The organism is Arthrobacter sp. Dra40, from assembly GCF_059091905.1.
In genome coordinates this window covers 1-22,224 of sequence record NZ_JBNHHB010000014.1, presented here as the reverse complement: position 1 = coordinate 22,224, position 22,224 = coordinate 1, and the positions used below count along the sequence as shown (strand labels likewise).

General features: G+C 66.7%; 20 protein-coding genes. 11 read left to right on the top strand and 9 right to left on the bottom strand.

The features are described from left to right. Positions 1-106: 106 nt before the first annotated feature. The 3 genes from AC5RWT_RS09235 to AC5RWT_RS09225 form a co-directional block, all read right to left on the bottom strand. On the bottom strand, positions 107-2,965 hold the full coding sequence (locus AC5RWT_RS09235) for an aconitate hydratase (protein ID WP_494079998.1): 2,859 nt from the start codon (positions 2,963-2,965) through the stop codon (positions 107-109). 272 nt (positions 2,966-3,237) lie between these two features. Next, a complete protein-coding gene (locus AC5RWT_RS09230) occupies positions 3,238-4,554 on the bottom strand; it encodes a class I SAM-dependent RNA methyltransferase (RefSeq protein ID WP_494079997.1) in 1,317 nt (438 codons plus the stop codon). Beyond that, positions 4,551-6,524 (bottom strand): APC family permease, encoded by a 1,974-nt coding sequence (locus tag AC5RWT_RS09225; protein ID WP_494079996.1) that lies wholly within the window; start codon positions 6,522-6,524, stop codon positions 4,551-4,553. Before AC5RWT_RS09225 ends, AC5RWT_RS09230 begins: the two co-directional genes overlap by 4 nt. Before the next feature lie 244 nt (positions 6,525-6,768). Between AC5RWT_RS09225 and AC5RWT_RS09220 the strand changes: the two genes are divergently transcribed. From AC5RWT_RS09220 to AC5RWT_RS09180, 9 genes are all read left to right on the top strand, one after another. Then, the gene (locus AC5RWT_RS09220; RefSeq protein WP_494044056.1) at positions 6,769-7,779 is read left to right on the top strand and encodes an NAD(P)-dependent alcohol dehydrogenase; all 1,011 of its coding nucleotides are present in this window, start codon (positions 6,769-6,771) and stop codon (positions 7,777-7,779) included. 62 nt (positions 7,780-7,841) lie between these two features. Then, positions 7,842-8,939, top strand: a complete 1,098-nt coding sequence (locus AC5RWT_RS09215; protein ID WP_494079995.1) for an ABC transporter substrate-binding protein — start codon at positions 7,842-7,844, stop codon at positions 8,937-8,939. Positions 8,940-9,009: 70 nt separating this feature from the next. Then, on the top strand, positions 9,010-9,948 hold the full coding sequence (locus AC5RWT_RS09210; protein WP_494080047.1) for an ATP-binding cassette domain-containing protein: 939 nt from the start codon (positions 9,010-9,012) through the stop codon (positions 9,946-9,948). Next, positions 9,945-11,201 (top strand): sugar ABC transporter permease, encoded by a 1,257-nt coding sequence (locus AC5RWT_RS09205; protein WP_494079994.1) that lies wholly within the window; start codon positions 9,945-9,947, stop codon positions 11,199-11,201. The genes AC5RWT_RS09210 and AC5RWT_RS09205 overlap by 4 nt, the downstream gene beginning before the upstream one ends. Positions 11,202-11,221: 20 nt before the next feature. Then, the gene (locus AC5RWT_RS09200) at positions 11,222-12,706 is read left to right on the top strand and encodes an FGGY-family carbohydrate kinase (RefSeq protein ID WP_494080046.1); all 1,485 of its coding nucleotides are present in this window, start codon (positions 11,222-11,224) and stop codon (positions 12,704-12,706) included. A gap of 15 nt (positions 12,707-12,721) precedes the next feature. After that, a complete protein-coding gene (locus AC5RWT_RS09195) occupies positions 12,722-13,444 on the top strand; it encodes an SDR family NAD(P)-dependent oxidoreductase (protein ID WP_494079993.1) in 723 nt (240 codons plus the stop codon). Between the two features lie 280 nt (positions 13,445-13,724). Beyond that, positions 13,725-14,747 (top strand): DUF808 domain-containing protein, encoded by a 1,023-nt coding sequence (locus tag AC5RWT_RS09190; RefSeq protein ID WP_494079992.1) that lies wholly within the window; start codon positions 13,725-13,727, stop codon positions 14,745-14,747. Positions 14,748-14,967: 220 nt separating this feature from the next. Continuing rightward, positions 14,968-15,642 (top strand): potassium channel family protein, encoded by a 675-nt coding sequence (locus AC5RWT_RS09185; RefSeq protein ID WP_494044062.1) that lies wholly within the window; start codon positions 14,968-14,970, stop codon positions 15,640-15,642. Continuing rightward, positions 15,639-16,313 (top strand): potassium channel family protein, encoded by a 675-nt coding sequence (locus AC5RWT_RS09180; RefSeq protein WP_494079991.1) that lies wholly within the window; start codon positions 15,639-15,641, stop codon positions 16,311-16,313. Before AC5RWT_RS09185 ends, AC5RWT_RS09180 begins: the two co-directional genes overlap by 4 nt. A gap of 1 nt (position 16,314) precedes the next feature. On the opposite strand, the gene AC5RWT_RS09175 is transcribed toward AC5RWT_RS09180, so the two are convergent. From AC5RWT_RS09175 to dut, 4 genes are all read right to left on the bottom strand, one after another. Beyond that, positions 16,315-17,100 (bottom strand): DUF3159 domain-containing protein, encoded by a 786-nt coding sequence (locus AC5RWT_RS09175; RefSeq protein ID WP_494079990.1) that lies wholly within the window; start codon positions 17,098-17,100, stop codon positions 16,315-16,317. A 3-nt stretch (positions 17,101-17,103) separates the two neighbouring features. After that, complete coding sequence (locus tag AC5RWT_RS09170; protein WP_494044065.1) at positions 17,104-17,442, bottom strand: hypothetical protein; 339 nt, start codon at positions 17,440-17,442, stop codon at positions 17,104-17,106. A 1-nt stretch (position 17,443) separates the two neighbouring features. Beyond that, a complete protein-coding gene (locus tag AC5RWT_RS09165; RefSeq protein WP_494079989.1) occupies positions 17,444-18,169 on the bottom strand; it encodes a DUF3710 domain-containing protein in 726 nt (241 codons plus the stop codon). A 160-nt stretch (positions 18,170-18,329) separates the two neighbouring features. Beyond that, complete coding sequence (gene dut, locus AC5RWT_RS09160; protein ID WP_494079988.1) at positions 18,330-18,794, bottom strand: dUTP diphosphatase; 465 nt, start codon at positions 18,792-18,794, stop codon at positions 18,330-18,332. 188 nt (positions 18,795-18,982) lie between these two features. Here dut and AC5RWT_RS09155 point away from each other — a divergent pair, with 188 nt between their 5' ends. Further along, positions 18,983-19,489 carry a DUF3093 domain-containing protein gene (locus AC5RWT_RS09155; protein ID WP_494044068.1) on the top strand — a complete coding sequence of 169 codons (507 nt, stop codon included), beginning with the start codon at positions 18,983-18,985 and terminating at the stop codon, positions 19,487-19,489. Positions 19,490-19,576: 87 nt separating this feature from the next. On the opposite strand, the gene AC5RWT_RS09150 is transcribed toward AC5RWT_RS09155, so the two are convergent. Then, the gene (locus tag AC5RWT_RS09150) at positions 19,577-19,879 is read right to left on the bottom strand and encodes a DUF4193 domain-containing protein (RefSeq protein ID WP_127515375.1); all 303 of its coding nucleotides are present in this window, start codon (positions 19,877-19,879) and stop codon (positions 19,577-19,579) included. Positions 19,880-20,202: 323 nt separating this feature from the next. On the opposite strand from AC5RWT_RS09150, the gene sepH reads away from it, so the two are divergent. Continuing rightward, entirely contained in the window at positions 20,203-21,633 is a 1,431-nt protein-coding gene (gene sepH / locus AC5RWT_RS09145; protein WP_494079987.1) for a septation protein SepH, read from the top strand. Positions 21,634-21,733: 100 nt separating this feature from the next. On the opposite strand, the gene AC5RWT_RS09140 is transcribed toward sepH, so the two are convergent. Next, positions 21,734-22,224 (bottom strand): HNH endonuclease signature motif containing protein (locus AC5RWT_RS09140; RefSeq protein ID WP_494079986.1); only part of this gene is annotated, 491 nt, incomplete at its 5' end.

Sequence of the window (22,224 nt, the reverse complement as noted above, 5' to 3'; positions counted from 1 at the left end):
TCTGCAGATCTGCCACGGCGCCGGCGTCGAGGGGCCTTTCCGTGCATGCCAAAGGGCGGGCACCCGGTTGCCCGGACGCCCGCCCCTGTGACGCGCTATGCAGTGATTAGCTGGCCGAAATCTGGCGCAGCACGTACTGCAGAATGCCGCCATTGCGGTAGTAGTCGGCTTCGCCTGGCGTGTCGATGCGCACCACGGCGTCGAAGCTCTTGGTGGAGCCGTCCTCCGCGGTGGCAGTGACCTTCAGCGTCTTCGGCGTGGTGCCCTCGTTCAGGGCGGTAACACCCGAGATGGAGAAGGTCTCCGTTCCGGTGAGGCCCAGCGATGCGGCGGACTCGCCCGCCGGGAACTGCAGCGGGAGTACGCCCATGCCAATCAGGTTCGAGCGGTGGATGCGCTCGAAGCTTTCGGCGATGACCGCCTTGACACCCAGCAGCGCGGTGCCCTTGGCAGCCCAGTCGCGGGACGAACCGGAGCCGTATTCCTTGCCTGCCAGCACCACCAGCGGAGTGCCGGCGGCCTGGTAGTTCATCGCCGCGTCGTAGATGTACGCCTGCGGACCACCGGTCTGGCTGAAGTCGCGGGTGAAGCCGCCCTCCACGTTGTCCAGCAGCTGGTTGCGCAGCCGGATGTTGGCGAAGGTGCCGCGGATCATCACTTCGTGGTTGCCACGGCGGGAACCGTAGGAGTTGAAGTCCTTGCGCTCCACGCCGTTCTCCAGCAGGTAGCGACCTGCCGGGCTGTCCGACTTGAAGGAACCTGCCGGGGAGATGTGGTCGGTGGTGACCGAGTCGCCCAGCTTGGCCAGCACGCGGGCACCGCTGATGTCCTGGACCGGCTCCGGCTGCGCGCTCATGCCTTCGAAGTACGGTGGCTTCCGCACGTAGGTGGAGTTCGGGTCCCAGGCGAAGGTGTCGCCCTCGGGGGTCTGCAGCGCCTTCCAGCGGTCGTCGCCCTCGAACACACCTTCGTAGCCCTTGGTGAACATTTCCTTGTTGATCGAGGAGTCGATCACCTGCTGGACCTCGACCGGGTTCGGCCAGATGTCCTTCAGGAACACGTCGTTGCCCTCCGGGTCCTGGCCCAGCGGCTGCTTCTCGAAGTCGAAGTCCATGGTGCCGGCCAGTGCGTAAGCGACGACCAGCGGCGGGGACGCCAAATAGTTCATCTTGACGTCCGGGTTGATCCGGCCTTCGAAGTTGCGGTTGCCGGACAGCACCGAGGTGATGGAGAGGTCATTGTCCTGAATGGCCTGCGAGATTTCGGGCTCCAGCGGGCCGGAGTTGCCGATGCAGGTGGCGCAGCCGTAGCCGACCACGAAGAAGCCGAGCTTCTCCAAGTACGGGATCAGGCCGGACTGTTCGTAGTAGTCGGTGACGACCTTGGACCCGGGGGCAATGGAGGTCTTGACCCACGGCTTGGACGCCAGGCCCTTTTCCACCGCGTTGCGCGCCAGCACGGCCGCAGCCAGCATCACCGAGGGGTTGGAGGTGTTCGTGCAGGAAGTGATCGATGCGATCGAGACCGCACCGTGGTCCAGCTCGAACTCACGTCCGTCTTCCATGGTGACGTGCACTCGCTTGGAGGGGCGGCCGTCGCTGGGCAGTGCAACGTGACGTCCCTGGGCAGCCGAACCGCCGGAGGGACGGTCGCCAGCCTGCCCGGCGGCGGCCAGGGCAGCAGCGTGGCGGACCGTGGACGTCATGGCCGGGACGTCCGACGCCGGGAAGGACTCCTCGAGCGCCTCGTCCAGGGCGTCTTCGTTGTCCGAAACCACGTAGTTCTGCAGGTCCTTGCGGAACTGGTGCTTGGCCGTGGTCAGTTCGATCCGGTCCTGCGGGCGCTTCGGTCCGGCGATGGACGGCACCACGGTGGACAGGTCCAGCTCGAGGTACTCGGAGAACTTCAGTTCGTGGGACGGGTCGTGCCAGAGGCCCTGCTCCTTGGTGTAGGCCTCGACCAGGGCGACGTTTTCCTCCGAGCGGCCGGTCAGGCGCAGGTAATCGAGGGTCACGTCGTCGATCGGGAACATGGCGGCGGTGGAGCCGAATTCCGGGCTCATGTTGCCGATGGTGGCACGGTTGGCCAGCGGCACCGCTGCCACACCTTCACCGTAGAATTCGACGAACTTGCCCACCACGCCGTGCTTGCGCAGCATTTCGGTGATGGTCAGCACCACGTCCGTGGCGGTGGCGCCGGCCGGAATGGAGCCGGTCAGCTTGAAGCCGACGACGCGCGGGATCAGCATGGAGACCGGCTGGCCCAGCATGGCTGCCTCGGCCTCGATGCCGCCGACGCCCCAGCCGAGCACGCCCAGGCCGTTGACCATGGTGGTGTGCGAGTCGGTGCCCACCAGGGTGTCCGGGTAGGCGCGGAGCTTGCCGTCGACCTCGCGGGTCATGATGGTGCGGGCCAGGTACTCGATGTTGACCTGGTGCACGATGCCGGTTCCCGGCGGGACAACCTTGAAGTCCTCAAACGCGGTCTGGCCCCAGCGCAGGAACTGGTAGCGCTCACCGTTGCGCTGGTATTCGATCTCCATGTTGCGTTCCAGCGCGCCGGCGTTGCCGAACACATCGATCTGGACCGAGTGGTCGATGACCAGCTCGGCGGGAGCCAGCGGGTTCACGCGCTTCGGATCTCCGCCGAGGTCCTTGACGGCCTCGCGCATGGTAGCCAGGTCCACGACGCAGGGAACACCGGTGAAGTCCTGCATGATCACGCGGGCGGGGGTGAACTGGATTTCGGTGTCTGGCTCCGCGTCGGGATTCCAACCGGCCAAGGCGCGGACGTGGTCCGCGGTGATGTTCGCACCATCTTCGGTGCGGAGCAGGTTCTCCAGCAGGACCTTGAGGCTGAACGGAAGGCTCTCGGCACCTTCTACTGAACTCAGCCGGAAAATTTCGTATTCGGCACCGGCGACGTTCAAGACGCCTTTGGAACCGAAGCTGTCCACATTACTCATAACAGGACTCCTCTCGCCACACTTTATCTTTGTCCGGGCGGCAACCACCCGCTAGTTAGGCGTCCCTAAGTGTGAAGGGACCGCTGCGGGTCGGCCTCTGGGCCGTTTGCACGCCGAAGCCCGCAGAATCGACAGGACAGAGACAGGATGCTTCGCCCGGAACCGCTGCCTCCATCCTAGCCGCTGGCGGGTTGGCAGCCAGCGGAACGCCACCTGAGGCCTGGATCACACTCGGAATCGTCGGTCCGCCCCAATGCACAGCTCTGCCGGGGTCAGTTGTCGCCCGGGGTCAGCACAGCGAACGACTCCATGTGGTGCGTGTGCGGGTACAGGTCGAAGACGCGCAGCGAATCGAGGTTCCAGCCCAATTGCAGGAAGTAGCCCAGGTCGCGGGCGAAAGAGGCCGGATCACAGGCAACGTAGCCGACCACGCGGGGCTTCCGGGAGGCCACTGCCTGCACCACCGCCTTGCCGGCGCCGGCGCGCGGCGGATCGAGCACGACGGCGTCCAGCACCTGGGCCTGCGAGTGCAGCACCCGCTCCACTTTGCCTTGGACGATCTCGATCTGGCCGAAGCCGTGCAGGTTCTTCCGCGCGTCCTTGCTGGCCGCTGGCGACCCCTCCACGGAGAGCACGTTGCCCGTGACGCCGACGGCATCGGCCAGCGGCGCGGTGAACAGTCCGGCCCCCGCGTACAGGTCGGCCACCCGCTCCCCCGCCCGCGGCGCCACGCCGTCCATCACGGCTGAGGTCAGGGTGGCCGGCGCCAGCCGGTGGATCTGCCAGAAGCCGTCGCCGGTCACCCGGTACTGGTGGGCGCCGCTGGTTTCGGCCACCCAGGTCCGTCCCCGCAACCGGGTGAGCCGTCCCGGCTCCGGCTCCCAGGCCGCCACCGATACCCCGGGCTCGATCCGTTCGGCAAGCTTCGCCAGCCGCTTCGGCGTGGTCCCGGCGGCGGGCACCAGCAGCACCAGCGGCGGGCTGCCGTCGGCCGGGGCGGCGACTTCCACCCGCTCCAGCCCGGTCAGGTCCAGGTCCCAGAGCCGCAGGTCGTTGACGGCATCCACGGCCAGCGGCATGTCCTGGACTGGAATCAGCTCGTCGGAGCGGTGCGCATGCATGGCCAGGCGTCCATCCGGCCCCACGCCAAAGGCGGCACGCGTGCGCCAGCCGAGTCCGTCGTCGTACTCCCCCTCCGGAGTTTCCACGGTCACCTCGCGTTCTAGCTTGGCCAGCCGTTGCAGCTGTTCCGCGAAGATCTGGCCTTTCAGCCGGCGCTGGGCGGCCAGCGCAATGTGGCCGAATTCGGCGCCGCCCACCGGCGGCCGTCCGGCTTTCGCGGCGGCCAGCGCATCGGCCGGCGCCCACGGATGCGCCACCCGGTCGGCGGACGACTCCAGCACCTCCACCGTGTCCGCGCGCCAGAAGCCTGCGTCCACTGCGCCGTCGGTCACCCGTGCCAGCACCCGTTCACCCGGCAGCGCGTGCCGGACGAAAATTACGCGGCCCTCATGCCGGGCGACGAAGTGCCCGCCGTGCGCGGGAGCACCGATACTCAGTTCGATCATCTGCGGCGCGGGTTCGGTCATGAAAGCTCCTGGTATCGGCGGGCGGAATCGGAGGATGCCAACTGCCACGGCACGCTGGCCACCATGACCCCCGGCTCGAAGTGCAGGCGGGTCTTGATCCTCAGCGCGGTCTGGTTGTGCACTAGCTGTTCCCACCAGCGTCCCACGACGTACTCCGGGATGTAGACCACCACCAGGTCGCGCGGGGAATCCCGCCGGATGCTTTTGATGTAGTCGATGATCGGCGTGGTGGTCTCGCGGTACGGGGATGCCAGCACGGTGATCGGGACCGGGATGTTGAGTTTCTCCCAGTCGCTCAGGGTTCGCTCGGTCTGCTCGGGGTCCAGATCCACTACCACCGCATCGAGCCGCGACGGCCGCGACGCCCGGGCGAAGGCGAGCGCCCGGAGGACCGGCTTGCGCACATGCGAGACCAGAATCACTGCGTGCACCCGCGACGGCAGGGCGGTAGACGGCTGCTCTGGATCGAGCGCGAGCTCGCGGGCCACCTGGACGTAATGGCGGTTAATACTGTGCATGATCAGCCAGAGCACCACGATGCCCAGCACCGCCAGCCAGGCCCCGAAGATGAACTTGCTGACCAGCACCACCACCAGCACCGTGACGGTCAGGATGAAGCCCACCAGGTTGATCAGCCGCGAGCGCACCATCCGGCGGCGCACCGGCCGGTGCGGCGTGGCCCGAATTTCGCGCGACCAGTGCCGGATCATGCCCAGCTGGCTGCAGGTGAAGGAAACGATGACACCGATCACGTAGAGCGGGATCAGCCGGGTGACGTCCGCGTTGAAGATCAGCACCAGCACCACGGCCGCGGCGGCGAGCGCCAGCACGCCGTTGCTGTAGCTGAGCCGGTCTCCGCGGGTGCGCAGCTGTCGGGGCAGGAAGCCGTCGGTGGCGAGGATCGAGGCCAACTGCGGGAAGGCGTTGAACGCCGAATGGCTGGCCAGCACCAGGATGGCCGCGGTGGCCGCCACCATCAGGTAAAAGAGCAGGGCGCCGCCGCCGAAGACCGTTTCCGCCAATTGGCTCAGCACCGGGGACTGGAAGTAGCCGGCCGGCAGAGCCTCCCCGTTTAGGCGCAGTTGCTCGGCGGGAACCTGGACCACCCGCACCTGCGTTGCGCGGGCCAGGTACATCACCGCCATGGTGATCACAGTCGCGGAAATGCCCAGCATCAGCAGCGCAAAACCGGCATTCTTGGCCCGCGGTTTCTCGAAGGCGGGCACGTTGCTGGCCGGCGTCTCCACACCCGTCAGCGCGGCGGCACCGGTGGAAAAGGCCCGTAGGACCAGCAGTGCGCCGGCCAAACCCATCAGACCGGCCTCCATGCCGGGTTCCGGAACGACGTCGAACGCGGCGCTGGGTGCCTCACCGAGGCTTCCATTGAGGTCACGGACAAACCCCACCAGGCACATCAGCAGCACGGTGCCCACAAAAACGTAGGTGGCAATCGCCACGGTACGCCTCCCGCGGGCCAACCCGCGCAGATGCAGCAGGGCCAGCACCGCGATCCCGGCCACGGCCACCCCGGGCTGCCAGCCGTTCAGCGCGGGGATGGCGGACACCAAGTAGTGTGCCGCTGAGGACATGGACACGGCCACGGTGAGCACGTAGTCCAGCATCAAGGCGGAGCCCACCGTGATGCCCGCCGGTTTGCCCAAGTTCTTGGTGGCTATCTCGTAGTCGCCGCCCACCGGGTACGCGTGGATGCTCTGGCGGTAGGAGGCCACCAGCACCAGCAGCACCACCATGACGGCCAGTCCTACCCAGGGCGCGATCGTGATGGCGGCCACTCCGGCCAAGGCCAGTGTGAGCAGGATTTCGTCCGGGGCATAGGCCACCGAGGAGAGCGCGTTCGCGGAGAAGACCGGCACCGCGAACCGGCGCGGCAGCGCGTCCTGCTTCAGCCGCTCGGTGCGGAATGGCTTGCCCACCAACACCCGCTTGAGGGCGTCGAAAAATGTCAACACGCTTCGCTCGATGCGACAGGCAACAACATGAGCCAATTCTTCACGGCTCTGAGTCTATGCCAGCGAGGGGACGCCAGCCGTCGCCGCAGGACAGACCGCTGGTCTGAAGAGGGTGCTGAAACTCCGCCCCTCGATTTCATAGCCACGGCACCTCCGCCGGGGTTAGCATGTGCGTGTCAATGTGCACTGACTCACACCAGCATCCGGGGCCGTTTGACCCTTGACTGCTTGCAAAGGAGTCTTGATGGGCAACGCCGCCGCCGTGATGACCGGCCTGAACAGCATCGAGATTCAGGAGCGCCCGATGCCCGAGCCTGGCCCGGGCCAGGCCGTGATCCGGGTAGAAGCGGTGGGCGTCTGCGGCTCTGACGTCGCTTATTTCCGTTACGGGAAGATCGGCCCGTTCGTGGTTGACGGCCCGTTCATTCTGGGCCACGAGGTCTCCGGCGAGGTCACCGCCGTCGGCGAAGGCGTGGACAATGTCCACGTCGGCGATCGGGTGGCCGTCGAGCCGGGCACCCCGGACCGCAGCTGCGAAGAATGCCGGGCGGGCCGCTACCATCTCTGCCCCAACCTGGAGTTTCTGGCCACCCCGCCCTATGACGGCGCACTGCTGCAGTATCTGGCCATGGACGCCCGCTGCTACTTCCCCCTACCGGATTCGATGAGCTACGAGGACGGCGCGCTGCTCGAGCCGCTGTCCGTGGGGCTGTGGGGTTGCCAGCGGGCGAACCTGCAGGCCGGTGACGATGTGCTGATCACCGGTGCCGGGCCGGTTGGCCTGTTGGCCGCCGAAGCGGCGCGGGCCCTCGGCGCGGGGAGCGTCACGCTCACGGACATTTCCGACTACCGGCTCGGCGTCGCCCGCGACCACGGATTCGCCGTGGAGAAAAGCGATGCACCGACCTCACGGACCTTTGACGTGCTGCTGGAATGTTCGGGCGCCACCGGCGTTCTCGCCTCCGGGCTCGGCCGGTTGCACGAGGCTGGTCGGGCCGCCGTCATCGGCTTGGCGAAAACCGAAGAAGTGCCGCTGCCTCTGTCCACGCTCAATTGGAAAGAGATCACCATCTCGATGGTGAACCGGTACAAGGACACCTGGCCGTTGGGCATCGCCTTGGTTTCCTCTGGCCGGATCAATCTGGAGGGACTGGTGACGCACAGCTTTTCACTGCCGCAGACCGCGGCCGCACTGGAAAACACCTCCACCGAACCCGAATCGCTCAAGGCGATGATCTACCCCCAGCGGCTCTGATCGCGGCTGCCGGAAACGCAACGAACGGCGATGCGGCACACCACCAGTACAGAGGAGTTCCGATGAAGAAGTACACACGGGGAATCCTGGGCCTCACCACTGCCCTGTTTCTGGCAGCCGGCATGACTGCTTGCGGCGGCGGAGGAGGTGGCGGCGGCGGCGGAGCAAGCGGAGGCAGCACCGGCGGCCAGGCCGAGGGGAAGATCGCGTTCCTGATGCCGGACCGGGCCTCGACCCGCTACGAGCAGCAGGACAGCCCGCTGTTCAAGGCCAAGGTCATGGAGTTGTGCAGCGGCTGTGAAGTGCTCTACCAGAACGCCGACGGCGACGCGAACAAGCAGCAGCAGCAGGCCAACGCCATGATCACCCAGGGCGTCAAGGTCCTGGTTTTGGACGCGGTGGACAGCACGGCCGCCGCCTCGCTGGTCAGCACCGCGAAGGGCCAGGGCATCAAGGTGGTCACCTACGACCGGCCGGTCCCGGACACGCCGGCGGACTTCTACGTCTCGTTCGACAACAAGAAGATCGGCAACCTCATCGCCACGGACCTGGTCAAAAAACTCGATTCCGAGGGCAAGGAAACCGGCGGCGTGCTGATGGTCAACGGCTCACCGACCGACCGGGCAGCGCAGCTGATCAAGGAAGGCGCGAAGGAAGCCGTGGATGCCAGCCAGCATAAGGTGCTGGCCTCCTATGACACGCCGGAATGGCAGCCGTCGAAGGCCCAGGACTGGGTGGCCGGCCAGATCACCCAGTTCGGTAAGGACATCACCGGCATCGTCGCCGCCAACGACGGCACGGCCGGCGGCTCAATTGCTGCCCTGAAGGCTGCGGACGTCTCGCCCTTCCCGCCGGTTACCGGCAACGACGCCGAAGTGGCCGCGATCCAGCGGATTATCAGCGGCGACCAGTACAACACCATCTCCAAGCCGATCAAGATCGTTGCAGAAAAGTCGGCAGAGGTGGCTGTCCAGTTGCTGAATGGCGAGACCCCCAAGCCCGACGCGACGCTCTTCAACACCCCGTCCGCGCTGTTCGTGCCGACGGTGGTCACCAAGGACAACGTCAAGGAAGTGATTTTCGACAGCGGCATTTACAAGCCGGAAGAGGTCTGCACGGGCGAATACAAGAAGGGCTGCGACGAACTCGACATCAAGTAGCGCAACGGCCGGCGGTGCCGCGCCCACCGCGGTGCCGCCGTCGTAAGGGAAGGGGAAGACAGTGTCCACTGTGTCAGCGGAACGGCCGGAGGCAGCAGCTCCGGTGCTGTCCATGCGAGGCGTGAGCAAGCACTTCGGTGCCGTCGCCGCCTTGACGGACATCGCCCTGGACGTCCACGCCGGCGAAGTCGTTGCCCTCGTCGGCGATAACGGCGCCGGAAAGTCGACCCTGGTCAAGATCCTTGCGGGCGTGCACCCGCAGGACACCGGCACCGTGAACTTCGATGGCAAGGACGTGACCATCCACACGCCGGTGGATTCCATCCAGCTGGGCATCGCCACGGTGTTCCAGGACCTCGCGCTCTGCGACAACCTCACCGTCGTGGACAACCTCTTTTTGGGCCGGGAGCTGGGGCCATGGCGGCTGAACGAAGTAGAGATGGAGGTCCAGTCCTGGAAGCTGCTACGCCAGCTCTCGGCGAAGATCCCCTCGGTCCGGATTGCCGTCGCTTCCCTCTCCGGTGGCCAGCGGCAGACGGTCGCCATCGCACGGTCGCTGCTCGGCAGCCCCAAGCTCATCATCCTCGACGAACCCACGGCCGCCCTCGGCGTGGCGCAGACGGCCGAGGTGCTGAATCTGGTGGAGCGGGTGCGCGAAAACGGCCTCGCGGTGATCATGGTCAGCCACAACATGCAGGATGTCCAAGCCGTCGCCGACCGCGTTGCGGTGCTGCGGCTGGGGAAGAACAACGGCACGTTCCGGACGAAGGACGTGTCTACCGACGACCTGATCGCGGCCATCACCGGCGCCACCGACAACGTGGTGACCCAGCGTGCCGCGCAAACCGATGCCGCGGCCTCGGCGAGTGCAGAAGGTACGGCAACTGGGGCCGACAGCTCAGGCGGGCTAGGCGGACCAGGCGGGGGCTCGCTGCCGCCCGGTCAGGCGGCGGGAAACGCGGATCAACCGGGATCCGGGGCATCATCGGAAGAAGGGACCGCACCATGACAACGAATGAGGCCAGCCCGGCCGTCCCGATGGCCACCGACCTGCAGGACGAACGGCTGATCCGGACCGAAGGCTTCAAGGGCGCCGTCAAAGTCGGAGTCAACCGGGTCCGCGGCGGCGATCTGGGCGTGCTGCCCATCGTCGTCGGACTGCTGATCATCTGGACCATTTTCCAGGCCCTCAACCCGTTCTTCCTCTCCAGCGCCAACCTGGTCAACCTGTTGCTGGAAAGCGCCGCCGTCGGCGTCATCGCGCTGGGCATCGTCTGCGTCCTGCTGGTCGGCGAGATCGATCTGTCCGTCGGCTCGGTCAGCGGCCTGTCGGCAGCGATCGTCGGCGTCACCTTCATCAAGCTGGACTGGCCGATCTGGCTGGCGGTCCTGACGGCGCTGGCCGCCGGCGCTGTCATCGGTCTGGTCTATTCGCTGGTCTACACCAAGTTCGGCGTGCCGTCCTTCGTGATCACGCTGGCCGGCTTGCTCGGCTTCCTCGGCGTGCAACTGTGGGTGCTCGGCGTCGAGGGCACCATCAATCTGCCGTTCGACTCCTTCCTGGTCTGGTTCGGCCAGCAGGCTTTCGTGCCGGCATGGCTGTCCTACGTGCTGGCGGCGCTCGGCGTGGCAGGATTCTTCCTCAGCCAGCTCACACTCTCCCGCCAGCGGGTCAAGAACGGCCTGTCCGGGCGGCCGATGCGGCTGGTGGTGATCCAGACGGTGGTACTGGCGGTCATCCTGTTCTTCGCGGTGTGGTACCTGAACCAGGCCCGCGGCGTCGGCTGGATGTTCGTCTTCTTCGCCGCACTGGTGCTCGTGATGCACTATGCCTTCACCCGCACCCGGTGGGGCCGCTCGGTGTACGCCGTCGGTGGGAACCGGGAAGCGGCGCGACGGGCCGGCATCAGCGTCAACCGGATCTACGTGACCATCTTCATGTTGTGCTCAACCTTCGCGGCGGTGGGCGGCATGCTGGCGGCCGGCCGACTGGCCGCCTCAGCCCAAAGCAGCGGCACCGGCGACGTGAACCTGAACGCCATTGCCGCCGCGGTGATCGGCGGAACCAGCCTGTTCGGCGGCCGCGGCTCAGCGTTCTCCGCCCTGCTGGGCATCCTGGTCATCCAGTCCATCTCCAGCGGCCTCACACTGCTCAACCTTGAGTCCTCGTTCCGTTACATGATCACCGGCGTGGTGCTGCTGCTGGCCGTGATCCTCGACGCCGTATCGCGCAAGTCCCGCACCTCGCACGGCCGCGCCTAGTGGCCGGCCGTTTGGGCACCATGTTCCTGGGCGTCGATATCGGCACCGGCAGCAGCAAGGCGGTGCTGACGGACGCCGAGGGCGGCGTGCTGGACAGCGCCACGGTCATGCACGACGTCGCCTACCCGCGTCCCGGCTGGGCGGAGTTCGACGCCGAGGGCGGGGCATGGGCGGAGGTGGTCCGGCTCTGCCGGGAGCTTTTCTTAAGGAACGACGCCGGTGCGCTCGCCGGCGTGTGCGTCAGCGCGATGGGTCCCTGCCTGGTCGTCACGGACGAAAACCTGACCCCGCTGCGTCCGGCGATCCTCTACGGAATCGACTCGCGCGCCGTCGTCGAAATCCGCGAACTCACCGAGGAGTTCGGCGCCCAGGCGATCTTTCGGGATGCGGGGAAAGTTCTCTCGTCCCAGGCCGTGGGACCGAAGCTCCGCTGGCTGCGCAACCGGGAACCGGATATCTTTGCCCGCGCCCGGAACTGGCACAGCCTGAACTCCTTCATCCTGGCCAAGCTGACCGGCGAGCTGGTAGTGGACCACCACACCGCCAGCCAGTGCGATCCGCTCTACGACCTCCGCGGCAACCGGTGGCATCCGGAACGGTACGCCGCCGTCGCCGGCCATCTGCCACAGCCCCGGCTGGCGTGGCCGGCCGAGATCAGCGGCCAGGTTCATCGCCAGGCGGCCGAGGCGACCGGGCTGCCGGAAGGCGTGCCGGTCTGCGCGGGCACCGTGGACGCCTGGGCCGAGGCGTTCAGCGCCGGCGTCCGGCAGCCGGGCGACCTCATGCTGATGTACGGCTCCACCATGTTCTTCGTCCAGGTCCTCGGCGAGTTCCGCGCCGAACCCAAGCTCTGGACCACGGCCGGGGTGGACCCGGGATCCCTCACGCTGGCCGCCGGGATGTCCACATCCGGCAGCCTGACCACCTGGCTGCAGCGCCTGTTCGGCGACGTCCCCTTCGAGCAGCTTGTCGCTGAGGCCGCCGCCGCTCCCCCGGGCTCCGACGGCCTGTTGCTGCTGCCCTACTTCGCCGGTGAACGGACGCCCGTCTTCGATCCCGACGCCCGCGGCCTCATCACCGGCCTGTCGCTGCGCCACGGTCGCGGCCACCTCTTCCGTGCGGCGTACGAGGGCATCGGCTTCGGCATCCGGCAGATCCTGGAGTACCTCGAGAACTCCGGCGAACCGATCCGGCGCGTTGCTGCCGTCGGCGGCGGCACCAAGGCCAGGCTCTGGACAGAGATCGTCAGCAACATCACCGGACGCGAGCAGCTGGTACCGGAACAGACCATCGGCGCAAGCTACGGGGACGCGCTGCTCGCCGCCATCGGAACCGGTGCCGTGCCCGCCGCTACCGACTGGGCCCGGACTGCGGCGACGGTGAAGCCTGATCCTGCCACCGCCCCACTCTACGAAAAGCTCTACGGCACCTACGGGCTCCTGTACCCATCTAACCGGGAGCACATGCACGTGCTAGCCGCCTTGCAGGAACCGGCGGACGAGTAAGGGGCCGGCAACAGCATGAGAATCCTGGTCACCGGTTCCGCGGACGGCCTCGGACGGGCCGCAGCGGATGCTTTGCTGTCCGCCGGCCACAACGTCGTCGTGCATGCCCGAAGCCAGGCCCGCGCAACCGCCCTCGACTCACACATCGACCGCGGTGCGGACCTGGTTGTGGGCGATCTCAGCGACCGCGAGGCGGTGCGCCGCATCGCAACTGAACTGAACGGCCGGGACCCGCTTAATGCAGTGATCCACAATGCCGGCGTCTGGAGGGGACGGGCGGTCATGCCGGTGAACGTTATCGCCCCCTACCTCCTCACGGCGCTCCTCGATGGACCACAGCGACATGTGTATGTAAGCAGCGGTTCGCACTTCGCAGGGCGCCCGTCGCTTGCCGGGGTTGACTGGCTGGGACGGACGCCGGGCTCTTACTCCGACAGCAAGCTGTTCATCACCACACTGGCGGCCGCGCTCGCCCGCCTGCATCCCGAACTGCTCAGCAACGCCGTGGACCCCGGCTGGGTCCCGACCAAGATGGGCGGCCCCGGCGCTCCCGACGACCTGGACCTCGGCCATCAGACCCAGGAGTGGCTCGCAACCAGCGATCAGCCCGAGGCGCTCAGCAGCGGCGGGTACTGGTACCACCGGCAGCGGCAGCAACCGCACAGCGCGGTCAACGACCACGCCTTCCAAAACCAACTCCTCCAAGCGCTCGCCGAGGAAACCGGCACCCCGCTTTAACGAGCGTCACCGGTCTGGACTTACCGGCCGCATACTCCGCCGGCTGGTGCCGGAACGCGGCCGCGGACTCAACGGGCACTGACAGGGCACCCCTAACCCCGCAGGACCGACGTCGAGCCTGGGGAGCACGGCGGCCGGCCGGACAAGGAATGCCATCGGGGTGACGGCGCCCACCGGTCGGCGGACATCCAGCCCCGTATACTCGAAGCATGCTGATCACCCGCTTCACCCGTGGCCTTCATGCCCAGCAGCCCGCCGTCGAACAGCTCGGGGGCGATCAGTGAGCGGCGGTCTCGTCGCCCTGCTCGACGACGTCGCAGCCCTCGCCCGCATAGCGGCCGCCTCGCTGGACGACGTCGCTGCCGGGGCCGCCAAAGCGGGCACCAAGGCCGCCGGCGTCGTGATCGACGATGCCGCCGTCACCCCGCAGTACGTATCCGGGGCAGACCCGTCCCGCGAACTACCGATGATCAAGCGGATCTTTTGGGGCTCGCTCCGGAACAAACTCCTGATCATCCTGCCGGCGCTGTTACTCATCAGCGCCTTCATCCCGGCGGTCATCCCGTTCATCCTCATGCTGGGCGGCACCTACCTCTGCTACGAAGGTGCCGAGAAGGTCTGGCACAAGCTCCGCGGCCACCACACGGCCGAAAAGGCACCGGCAGTCCAACGCGGCCCGGAGGCGGAGGCCAAGGTCACCAAGGGCGCCATCACCACCGACTTCATCCTGTCCTGCGAGATCATGGTCATCTCGATGAACGAGGTGGCCGACCAATCCCTGTGGGTCCGCGCGATCATCCTGGTCGTCGTGGCGATCGCAATCACGGTGCTGGTCTACGGCGCCGTCGCGCTCATCGTCAAGATGGACGACATCGGCCTGCACCTGACCACCAAAGACTCCGCGGGCTCGCAACGGTTCGGCCAACTGCTCGTCAAGGGCATGCCTGCCGTGCTGGCCGCCATCACCCTCGTCGGCACGATCGCGATGCTCTGGGTTGGTGGTCACATCATGCTCCAGGGGGCACACGACCTCGGTTGGCACGCTCCCTATGACTTGGTTCACGTCCTCGAGGCCCCGTTCGCCGGGATCGCGGTGATCGGCGGCTTCCTGGCCTGGCTCGTGAACACCCTGTGCTCGGCCGTCCTCGGACTCGCCTGGGGCCTCGTCGTCATGGCCATCCTGCACCCGCTGCTCAAAGTGCTGCCGTTCGGCAAGAAGAAGGGCGAGCATGACGAGGGCGACACCCGAGCCGCCGTCGCCGGCCATCGGCCGCCAACGCACGACGACGATCCCGCCGCCTAGCTCATACCCGCCGAACTCCAACTCCCCCGCCCAAGTTCCCGCCCCGGCCCGCGCAGCTTCCTCGGCGACGACGTGGTGCGGTGGACGGACACAGAGCCCGCCAGACGAGGTGCGTTCATCGGTGCTGCGGCCTTGTCATGGCGGGGATGCGGCCTGTTCGGCGTTATGGTTGCAGTAGATTTCTATCCCGCTGTTTCAGGCTGGTGCCGGAAGGACGTTGATGGCGCATTTTGTGATCATGGGTTGCGGACGCGTGGGCGTCACGCTGGCCCACACCCTGGTTGATTCCGGGCACAGCGTAGCCATCATCGACCAAGACGACAGGGCCTTCCGCCGCCTGCGTTCGGGTTTCACTGGACGCAAAGTGACAGGTGTCGGCTTCGACCGGGACACCCTGCGGCAGGCCGACATCGAGAACGCCTATGCCTTCGCGGCCGTCTCCAGCGGCGACAACTCCAACATCCTGGCCACCCGCGTGGCGCGCGAGACCTTCCACGTGCCGCACGTCGTGGCACGGATCTACGATCCCGGCCGTGCGGAAATCTACCAGCGGCTTGGCATCCCCACGGTGGCCGCGGTGCGCTGGAGCGCGGACCAGGTGCTGCGGCGGATCCTGCCCGAGCAGAGCATCAAGGGCGACTTCCGTGAGGCGTCCGGACGCCTCATCTTGGGCGAAGTGCAATTGGACGACGGCTGGGTGGGCCGGGAACTGACCGAGATCGAAGCCGCATCCGGCGCCCGGGTGTCCTACCTGACGCGGTTCGGTGAAGGAATCCTGCCCGGCCCGGGCACCCGTTATCAGAAGGGCGACATCGTGCACGCCATGATGAGCGTAGATTCAACGTTCGAGATCGACCGGATTCTGTCCAAGCCGCCGGTGGAGGAGTCCGAATGAGAGTCGTGATTGCCGGTGCGGGCAGCGTTGGATCCTCGATTGCGCGCGAGTTGCTCTCGAACAACCACGACATCCTGCTGATCGATCCGAAGCCCGAAGTGATCGGCCGCAGCGGCCTGAAGGGTGCACGCTGGCTGATTGGCGACGCCTGCGAGATCACCACGCTGCGCGAAGCCCGGCTCGAGGATGCCGATGTGGTGGTCTCGGCTACCGGCGACGACAAGGTGAATCTGGTGGTCTCCCTGCTGGCCAAGAGCGAGTTCGGTGTGGGCCGCACGGTGGGCCGGGTGAACAATCCGAAAAACGACTGGATGTTCGACGATTCCTGGGGCGTGGATGTAGCCGTGAACACCCCGCGCCTGATGACGGCGCTGGTGGAGGAAGCGGTGGAGATCGGCGATCTGGTTCGCCTGCTGACGCTTCAGACCGGTGTCGCTTCGATGGTCGAGTTCACTGTTCCCACCGATTCGGCGTTGATCGGACGCAGGCTTGGGTCCATCGACTGGCCGCAGGACGCCACGGTGGTGGCGATCCTGCGCGACGACATTCCGATTACGCCCAGCCCTGACGACGTGGTCGAAGCCAGCGACGAGCTCTTCTTCATCGCTACCATCGCCGCGGAGGACGGCCTGCGGGCGGTGCTGACCGGCCGGCCGACCGCCGCAGACTGAGTCAGTCGGCCCGGCTTGCCTCCACCGCGGCCGGGCGGGAGACCAGCCAGGCCAGCCACAGTCCCAGTGCATACAGCGGGACGCCCATGAGCAGGCGGGTGGTGCCCAGCGCCACCAGTCCGTCATCACCCATCAGGTAGAGCGGCACCTGCACCGCGAGCCGCAGGAACAGCACCGCCGTGAGGATCCACGTGGCGAGGGTATAAGCCTTGAGCCGTTGCGGCTGCTTGCGCCATGCGGTCCCCTCGTTGCGGATCAGCCCGAAAATCAGTCCCAGCGCCGGCCATTTGACGGCAATCGTCACCAGCATGGCCAGAATGTAGGCCGCATTGGTGAAGAAGCCCCAGACGTAGAAGTCCTCGGCGCGACCCGTGGTGTTGGCGACAAACGCACAGATGGCAACCCCCACAAGGCCGGAGAATGCCTGCGTGACGGTGCCCCGTTGCACCAAGCGCAGAACGGTGAAGATGGCCGCGGCCGCCAGGGCCCCGATCAGCGCGGGGCCGAGTTCCTGGCCAATGGTGAAGACCACCAGGAAGATCACACCGGGCAGGATGCTCTCGGCCAGCCCGCGGACACCGCCCACTGTCTTCAAAACGTCGATTTGCCCATCGGCGCTCCGTTGGACCCCGGCACGCGCAGCATAGCTGCTGGCCAGGGCTTCGGCGTGGTCCGGCCTCTCCTTGGCTGGTTCCTCGCCGGGGGCGGGGCTGGCCGCAGGCTGCTGCCCGGCATCGTTCGGGCGCCCGCTGTGCTGCTGACCGTAGTCCGGCTGCTGATCTGTCATAGGTCAATTCTCCAACGGACTGAGGATCTCGTAACGCGGGTTGTAAATAGTGGCCAGCCCGTCCACGCGGAACAACATGCCCTCGAAAGACAACCGGATACCGGCCACGATCCCGGGGACACGGTGCTGTCCCAGCCAGACCAGCTTGACCCGCGGGTGCCCGCCGTCCCGGGCTTTTCCGGGCTGCTGCTGGCCTGCGTCGGTCACGACGGCGGCAAAGCGCGGCGGCCGGCCGGGCGGCTCGATGGTTATAGCCTCCACGAGGCCGCTGCCAGCAACATGCCCGCGCTCGGGCAGTTGCGCCATGGGGCTGCCCGCGGAACCGGACGGAAGCTCAGGCAAGTCAGCGAATCTCGGTGATTTCCGGGCCCCGCTCCGGGGCGGCCAGGCCGGGTCGCTGCGCCTCGGCGGCCTGCTGTTGCTCGGCGGCACCCTTGGGCATCTTCAGCTGCAGCAGGTCCTTGGGCGGCAGCGGCTGTGTGCCGCGGACCACCACGGTGGCCCTGAACAGTTCCTCGAGGTCGGCAGCTTTGGCGCGGTCCAGCGCGGCCGGGCCGCCGATGACGCCGCGCAAGAACCAACGTGGCCCGTCCACACCGAGGAACCGGGCTACCCGGTAGCCCTTCTGGCCGTCGGAACTCTGCGCCGGCAGCTTCGCCACGACTTCGGTACCCATCGGGCCCTCCACCTCCTGGACGGTGCCGCCCTGGGACCCCACGGAGCTGGCGATCTGGGTACGGATTTCCTCCCACAACCCCTCGGACTTGGGCGCGGCAAAGGCCTGAAGCTGCAGGTTCGATCCGCCAAAGTCGAGCGTCACGGCGACGACTCGCTGCGACTTCTCCTCGATCTCAAGCCGCAGTTGCAGGCCCTCACGGGGACGGATCTTCAGGGCGCCCAGGTCCAGATAGTCGGTCCCGGCCTCCTGTTCGGAGTCGTCGAAGGGACCATTGCGGCGGGGACCGCTCTCCGGAGCCTGCCGCCTGGCATCGTCACCAAGTACGGCAGCCTCGGTTACAGGCTCTTCGCCGTCGTTCTGGTTTTTCTTTTTGGAACGCCCAAATGCCATAGCCTGAGTTTCCTCTTCCTCCGGTTTGGACCGGCTTGCTCTGAAGTCTGCGCGGCGTTGCTGCCGCCTGCGGCTGCGTGGCCGCCCGTGCCGACGGCGCCTGCGCCTGCGTGGCCGCCGCCCGTGCCGGCGGGCTTTGCCGCCGCACGAGCCCGCGTCTCTACTGTGCGCCGAACCCGCCGGTGGAGCCGAATCCGCCGGCGCCCCGGGCGGAGTCGGGGAGCTCGTCAACGAGCTCGAAAGCGGCCGTTTCCACCTTCTGGATGACCAGTTGGGCGATCCTGTCGCCCCGCTTGAACGTGAGCGTCTCGCTGCGGTCGGTATTAAGCAGGGTGACAGCAATCTCGCCCCGGTAACCGGCGTCAACGGTGCCCGGGGCATTGACGATGGTCAGTCCATGCTTAGTGGCCAGACCGGACCGAGGATGCACCAGGGCCACATAACCGTGCGGCAGCGCCAACGCCACGCCCGTCGGCACCAGGATTCGCTCCCCCGGGGCAATCCGGAAATCAATCCGGGTGCGCAGGTCGGCGCCGGCGTCTCCCGGGTGGGCGTAGGAGGGCGCTTCAAGTCCGTCGTCGAGCATTTTCAGCTGGACGGTCAGTGTTTCAATTGTCTGCTGCACTCGTGATCGTCTGTCCTTGAGAGGGGCGAAGGGACGGGCTTTTTGCCGGCGTTCCACGGCTCGCCCGCTGAGATATTCCGCACAACACTCTAGCGCGTTTTCAGCCCTCCCGCCCGCGGGCGGGACTGGTTCCGCAGCGGCTGCGGAGGCAAGGTGAAATGGCTGCCAAAAGGTGAAAAGCTGAGTCCATGACACAACCCGCGACCCCTGCAGGCAGCTCCGGTCCCGCCGGCGGTCCTTCCCCCGTGACCCAGTACGATGAACGGCTCTGGCCCAACTTCTGGGTCTGGCTGATCGCCGCCGGTACCGCCGCCGCCGTCGTCGTGATGCTGGCACCGATCAGCATGACCGCCGGCATCATCGGCGCCGTCGTTGCCGCTATCCTGCTGGCTGTCCTGCTGATCGCATCCACACCGCGGATCTTGGTCACCGACACCATGCTCCACGTAGGCCGCGCCCAGATCGAGCGTCGCTATGTGGGCCAGGTGGAGGCATTCACCGGTGAGGCAGCCACGGAACAGCGCGGTCCCAAGCTGAACGGCACCGCCTACATGTGCATGCGCGGTTGGATTGATCCGGTGGTCACCATCCAAATCACCGACGAAACCGACCTGACACCGTACTGGATTGCCTCGACGCGCCGCCCGCAGCAACTCGCCGCGGCCTTGAACCGTCCCGCGGAGAACAAGGACTAGCCTGACGGCAGGTCAGCTGCACCAGGAGCAGCGGCGCAACTGAAGGCAGACAGCGGGCGCTGTACAGCTAGCCTGCAGAGCGCCCAGCTATCCCTCACAGTCCGTGCAGTAAAGCAGTCCGTCCTTCTCCTTGGCGACCTGTGACCGGTGGCGTACCAGGAAACAGGAAGCGCAGGTGAATTCGTCCTGCTGCGCCGGCAGCACGCGCACCAGCAGCTCCTCGCCGGACAAGTCGGCACCGGGCAGTTCAAATCCTTCCGCTGCCTCGGCCTCGTCCTCGTCGACGACGGAAGACTGCTTATCGGTTCGCCGATGCGACTTCAGCTCCTCAATGGACTCCTCGCTGGTCTCTTCGTCCGGCTTCCGAGGGGCATCGTAGTCAGTGGCCATTGTTGTTCGTTCACTTTCTTCAGGTCCAGGTTCATCAAGCAGGATCCCCCCGCCCCGGGACTGGTGTCCCGTGCCTGACGAGCCGCTCACACATCAACGTATCCGCCGCCGGATTTGTGCCCGTGACGCGAAGATTCTTGCCTACATACCGTTCGGGTGACAAACTCTTGGGCCGCCAGGGCGCTCCTCGCCGCCTGGACCCCGCCAACTGAAGACGGCGACCTTGGCCACAAACTCCACGCCACACCTGCAAAAACAATAGGAAAAGCACTGTATCGGTGGCAGAGTTTCAGGCAGAACGTGTCGTCTGGTGGAGGGTTTTCATGCAGGATCTACGGCTGGTGGGTGTCCATGAGGATGGCGAACATCTGCTGTTGAGCGCGGGTGGAGACGACTACCGTCTGGCGATAGACGAGGCCCTGCGAACAGCGGTTTTTCGCCCTACAACTACACGCGCTCCCGGTGCCGGTGAGCCCGCGGGAGCAGGTCTCTCCCCGCGCGAGATCCAGGCGCGCATTCGTGCAGGCGCTACCGCCGAGGAGGTTGCGGCCGAATCCGGGCTCAGCCTCGAACGCATCCGGCGTTACGAAAGCCCTGTGCTGGCAGAGCGGCACTACATCGTTGAGCAGGCCCGCGGTGTAGAGGTCGCCGGCCCGCTGCCCGGCCACGACGGATACCGTTCGGCCTTTGGCGATGAGCCGGCCACCTTGGGTGGGATGGTGGACCACCGAATCCATGCCTTCGGCATCGAACCGGACTCAATGAACTGGGACTCCTGGCGGCGCAACGATGGCACCTGGGAGATCGTGGCCTCGTTCCCCGTCCCGGCGGCACCGGCCACGGAGTCGATCGGGGAAGAACCGCCGGCCAGGTGGATCTTCCACGCTGCCCGCCGCACCATCCAAAACGCCAACCGGTGGGCGCAACAGTTGAGCGAGCTCGAAACGGTGGAGGGTCCTGTGCCCGGCCGCCGGCTGAAGGCCGTTACCGACCACGTCTTCGACTTTGAGGCCGACAGCGTGGCTGACATCGCCCCCGAGGACACGCAGGACGACGAACACTCCGCCGAGTCGGAAGAGCTGCTGGAAGTGCTGCGCTCCCGCCGCGGACAGCGACTGGGTGTCGATGAGGACGCCGACGACGCGCTGGCCCTGATGCTCACCCAGGGCCCGGTGCCTGCTGCTCATCCCCGCGACTCGTTTGAACGCGACTCGTTTAATGATGCGGATGATCACGACGACGACGAGCCCGCCGGACGTCCGCGGGCAGGTTTCCCGCTGACGCTGGCCCCTGCCTACGATGACGGCTCCATTTCCTCCTTGGAGTTGGAACATGGCATCAGCACGCTGACGCATGAGATCACGCTCTCCGGAGCGCCCGAATTCCTCAGGGACGAACCTGCCGAGGAGACTGACGGCGACGGTCAGGAATCGTACGGCCACGGTGCAGAAGAGGACGACGACGAAGCGCGCGATGTCGGGCAGGCCTCACACTCCCCCGCCGCCCGGCCCGCAGAAGAGCTGCGGCCTTCCACTGCTCCGGTAGAAAGAGTGGCTCGGGACAATACCTCGATTTGGGACAAGAACCGGGCGGAACGGGTCGGGTCCCAGGCGGCCGAATCCGCATCATCGACCGTTGCGGACGACGCCGATGAAGCGGACTCGGCGCCGGAACCGCCCAAGCGGACCATCAAGCCCAAACGGTCCAGCGTCCCCAGCTGGGACGAAATCGTCTTCGGCACCAAGCACGACTAACGGCTGTACGCCGAGCAGGCAGCGGCCCACCAATCGACCTACCGGTTACACCCAGGTGCCCAATGCGCGGCTGCTTCGGTCAGCTGCGCGGACTTGCCTCCTAGAAGGGCGGTGGGTCCTGCCGTTGGCTCGGTGACGGCGCTTCTTTCTGCTGGTCACCCGTTGCATGGTTCTTGCGGGCTGGGTGCCAGGGCGGCAGCCAGTTGTCATCGGTGGATCGGTCCCCCGGCCCGGGTCGGGTCGGTGGTTGTACGACCAGCGGTTCGATTCGTTGCCTGTGCTCTTCCGGGAGGGCGGCGGCGACGGCGGGCGGGTAGGCCGGTTGGCCGGGCGCGTCGACGTCTACGCCGGGCCGGTCGGTGTAGGTCCGGCCGGCCGGGGTGGTCACTTCGAACACCCCGGGTGAGGGCTGTGTCATCTTCCAGCCGGCCCGGGTTTTCAGCCCGTGGTGGGTCTCGCACGGCGGGCCCAGGTTCCCGGCGTCCGTTTCACCTTTGGCGCCGTCGGCGCGGAACGCCTGGGTGTGGTCGATCTGGCAGGCCGTGCCGTGTTTGCGGCAGCCGGCAAACGGACACACCTCGTCCCGTTTCC

Bases quoted from the DNA above. Each gene is read 5' to 3' on its own strand.
- AC5RWT_RS09195 (WP_494079993.1), top strand. From the start codon at position 12,722: ATGAGAATCCTGGTCACCGGTTCCGCGGACGGCCTCGGACGGGCCGCA.
- AC5RWT_RS09155 (WP_494044068.1), top strand. From the start codon at position 18,983: ATGACACAACCCGCGACCCCTGCAGGCAGCTCCGGTCCCGCCGGCGGT.
- AC5RWT_RS09185 (WP_494044062.1), top strand. From the start codon at position 14,968: ATGGCGCATTTTGTGATCATGGGTTGCGGACGCGTGGGCGTCACGCTG.
- AC5RWT_RS09215 (WP_494079995.1), top strand. From the start codon at position 7,842: ATGAAGAAGTACACACGGGGAATCCTGGGCCTCACCACTGCCCTGTTT.
- AC5RWT_RS09205 (WP_494079994.1), top strand. From the start codon at position 9,945: ATGACAACGAATGAGGCCAGCCCGGCCGTCCCGATGGCCACCGACCTG.
- AC5RWT_RS09220 (WP_494044056.1), top strand. From the start codon at position 6,769: ATGGGCAACGCCGCCGCCGTGATGACCGGCCTGAACAGCATCGAGATT.
- AC5RWT_RS09165 (WP_494079989.1), bottom strand. From the start codon at position 18,169: ATGGCATTTGGGCGTTCCAAAAAGAAAAACCAGAACGACGGCGAAGAG.
- sepH (WP_494079987.1), top strand. From the start codon at position 20,203: ATGCAGGATCTACGGCTGGTGGGTGTCCATGAGGATGGCGAACATCTG.
- AC5RWT_RS09175 (WP_494079990.1), bottom strand. From the start codon at position 17,100: ATGACAGATCAGCAGCCGGACTACGGTCAGCAGCACAGCGGGCGCCCG.
- AC5RWT_RS09180 (WP_494079991.1), top strand. From the start codon at position 15,639: ATGAGAGTCGTGATTGCCGGTGCGGGCAGCGTTGGATCCTCGATTGCG.
- AC5RWT_RS09235 (WP_494079998.1), bottom strand. From the start codon at position 2,965: ATGAGTAATGTGGACAGCTTCGGTTCCAAAGGCGTCTTGAACGTCGCC.
- AC5RWT_RS09230 (WP_494079997.1), bottom strand. From the start codon at position 4,554: ATGACCGAACCCGCGCCGCAGATGATCGAACTGAGTATCGGTGCTCCC.
- AC5RWT_RS09150 (WP_127515375.1), bottom strand. From the start codon at position 19,879: ATGGCCACTGACTACGATGCCCCTCGGAAGCCGGACGAAGAGACCAGC.
- AC5RWT_RS09200 (WP_494080046.1), top strand. From the start codon at position 11,222: ATGTTCCTGGGCGTCGATATCGGCACCGGCAGCAGCAAGGCGGTGCTG.